The 3,173-nt window shown below is 73.6% G+C and carries 2 protein-coding genes; both read right to left on the reverse strand.

What is annotated here, in order from left to right:
* Positions 1-1,227: ATP-dependent helicase (locus AB0C29_RS40600; RefSeq protein ID WP_360832312.1), on the reverse strand; the 1,227-nt coding region annotated here is incomplete at its 3' end.
* Positions 1,224-3,173, reverse strand: a 1,950-nt coding sequence (locus AB0C29_RS40605) for a PD-(D/E)XK nuclease family protein (RefSeq protein ID WP_360832314.1), incomplete at its 5' end; no start/stop codon positions are given. The genes AB0C29_RS40600 and AB0C29_RS40605, both read right to left, overlap by 4 nt.

Here is a 3,173-nt window from a genome sequence, read left to right on the forward strand (position 1 = left end):
CTCCTCCGCGTACGTGGGCAGCAGTGCACACGCGACCGTGCGCCCACCGACCCGGTCGGCCACCCGCTGCGCCGGGATCAGCTCGGCGACCTGGGCGCCGGCGGCCCGCAGCGGCCGGGACAACGCGTTCGCGACCTGGAGGATCTCGGGGCGGTTGCGCCAGCTGCGGGTCAGGTTGAGCACCCACGCCTCGCGCCCGCCCGGACCGGTGAACTCGGTGGGGAACCGGTCCAGCGTGCCGGCCGAGGCGCCCCGCCAGCCGTAGATCGACTGGCACGGGTCGCCCACCGCGGTGACCGGGTGACCGCCGCCGAAGAGCGCGTTGAGCAGCACCACCTGGGCGTGGCTGGTGTCCTGGTACTCGTCCAGCAGCACGATCTTGAACCGGCCGCGCTCGATCGCCCCGACCTCGGGATGATCGCGGGCGACCCGGGCCGCGCGGGCCATCTGGTCGCCGAAGTCCATCGCCTCGATGTCGAGTTTGCGCTGGTCGTAGAGGCGTACCAGGGGCAGCAGGGTGAGCCGGTGCCGCTGGCGCAGCAGCATGTCGTTGACGTCCTTGTAGACCCGGCCGGGCAGCGACTGCACCTCGGCGAAGAACCGGCCGGTCCACGCGGCGAGATCATCGGGCGTGACCAGATGCTCGGCCAGCTCGCCGGAGAGCGCCAGCACGTCATCGGTGACGGTGCCGGGCGCGCGGTTCAGCCCGGTCATCTCCCCCGTGTACGAGCGCACCAGCGAGTCCACGATCTGCCAGCGGGCGGCCTCGGTGAGCAGCCGGGCCGACGGCTCGTACCCGGCGCGCAGGCCGTGCTCGGTGACCACGCGGGCCGCGTACGAGTGGTAGGTCGAGACGGTCGGCTCGCCGGCCAGGGCGTCCTGCTGACCGAGGCGCCGGACCAGCTGCCCGAGCCGGGTACGGACGCGGTGCGCCAGCTCACCGGCGGCCTTGCGGGTGAAGGTGAGGCCGAGGATCTCGTCCGGGTGGGCGTACCCGTTGGCGACCAGCCAGACCACCCGCGACGCCATCGTCTCGGTCTTGCCGGAACCGGCGCCGGCGACGACCAGCACCGGCTCGACCGGCGCCGCGATGATCGCGGCCTGCTCCGGGGTCGGCGCATGCAGCCGCAGCAGTTTCGCCAGCTCGACCGGGGTGTAGCGCGGCCCGGAATCAGCCCGGCGGCGCGGCCGGGCGGGAAGATCGGTGAAGAGGCTGGGCTGAGTCACGGCTCGACGACCTGCCGGCCCTGACCGGAGATGGGACAACTGGTCTTGACCGGACAGACCCGGCACTTGTTGTTGGCGACGGCCGAGAAGGTGGAGGCGGCCATGGTGTCGGCGGTGCGCCGGACCATCGCGTACGCCCAGTTCGGATCGGTGGCCTCGGCCAGCGGCAGCTGCATCTGCTCGCGGGCCTCCTTGGTCGGGCCGAGCTGGACCAGGGCGGCCCCGCCGCTCTCATCACCGAACTCGTCGAAAGCGCCGGCGTCCACAGCGGCCTGATAGCCCGCGAGCTGGGCGTGCTCCTCGACATCACCGGTGGTGACGGTGGTGCTCTTACCGGTCTTGAGGTCGATGACAACCAGCCGGCCCTGCTCGTCCACCTCCAGCCGGTCGACCCGCCCGGTGAGCTGGATCGGCCGGCTCGGATCGTCGAGCCGCACGGTGAACTCATGCTCGATGGCGAGCAACCGGCGCGGATTCTTGGCCAGCCAGCGCAGCAGCTTGTCCACCATGCCCTGGGCGCGTTCCTGCTCGGGGCCGGCCAGCCAGCGCGCGGCCAGCTCGATCGCGTCGAACCGGGCGGAGACGTACTCGACCAGCCGCTCCCGGTCGGCGTTGGCGTCCTCGGCGAGCATCGCGGCGGCGTGCACCAGATTGCCGACCCCCTGAGCAGGACCGGCCGGGGCGGCGCCGCCATGGCGTTCCAGCAGCCAGCGCAGGCTGCAACGCAGGGCGCTCTCCATCGAGGACGGGGTGACCTTGACCGGTTCGCCCTCGTCGACCAGCGGCCGGTCGTCGGAGAGCGAGCGGAGACCCCACCACTCGTCGGGATGGGCGCCGGGGACGCCGGCGGCGGCGAGACGGGCGAGCTCGGCCGCGGCGGCATGCCGCCGGGCCGGGGAGGCGTCGGGGGCGACGACAGCGGTACGGAGCTCAGCGACGAGCGCGGAGAGGGTGAGGGCTCGGGGCGGGCGGCCTACCGGGACCTCAACGTCGTGGTCGTCGACTACGGGCTCGGTGTTTTCCGTCGGCGTGCCGTCCTCGCCGGGCTCGTTCGGGCCAGGATCGCTCGGGTCGAGGTTGTCAGGGCCGAGATCATCAGGACCCCGGCTGTCCGGGCCGGCGTCTGCTCGGCCGCTGGTTTCCGGGCCGGCGCTGGCTCGGCCGTTACCGTCCGGATCTCCGCTTCCCCGGCCGTTACCGTCCGGATCTCCGCTTCCCCGGCCGTTACCGTCCGGATCTCCGCTTCCCCGGCCGTTACCGTCCGAGTCTCCGCTTCCCCGGCCGTTACCGTCCGGGCCGAAGTCAGCCGGGCCCGGGTCGTCGGGGCCGGGATCTTCGGGGCCGGGATCGTCGGGGTCCGTGGGGCCGGGGTCCGGGGGCTGATCGGGGTCGGGGCCGCTGCGGCGGTCCGGCAGGGCCAGTTCGGCCAGGAAGCGGCTCGGTTGCTCTTCGCCGTCCGAACCGCCGACGCTGGCCGAGGCCACCGCCGTCACGATCAGTTGCCGCCGGGCCCGGGTGGCGGCCACGTAGAAGAGGCGGCGTTCCTCGTCGAGCAGCGCGGAGGTCTGGCCGACGACGGCTGCCGCGCCCGCGGCGGCGCGGCCGGCCAGGAAGTCCACCAGTCGTTCCGAGCCGAGCAGGCTGCCGCGGAGCCGCAGGTCGGGCCAGATGCCTTCCTGGACGCCGGCCAGTACGACCACGTCCCACTCCAGGCCCTTGGCCGCGTGGGCGGTGAGCAGCCGGACCGCCTCGCCGCGGTCGGCGCTCGGCGCGATCGAGTCGGCGGGCAGGTCCTGGCCGAGGACGTGGTCCAGGAAGACCTCGGTGCGGGCGCCGGGCAGCCGGTCGACGAACCGGGCCGCCGCGTCGAAGAGGACCACGATCGCGTCCAGGTCACGGTCGGCCGCTTCCGCGCGCCACTGCCGGGCCCGGCCGCCCTCGCCGCC

Source organism: Actinoplanes sp. NPDC048791 (assembly GCF_040650095.1).
Lineage (GTDB): Bacteria > Actinomycetota > Actinomycetes > Mycobacteriales > Micromonosporaceae > Actinoplanes.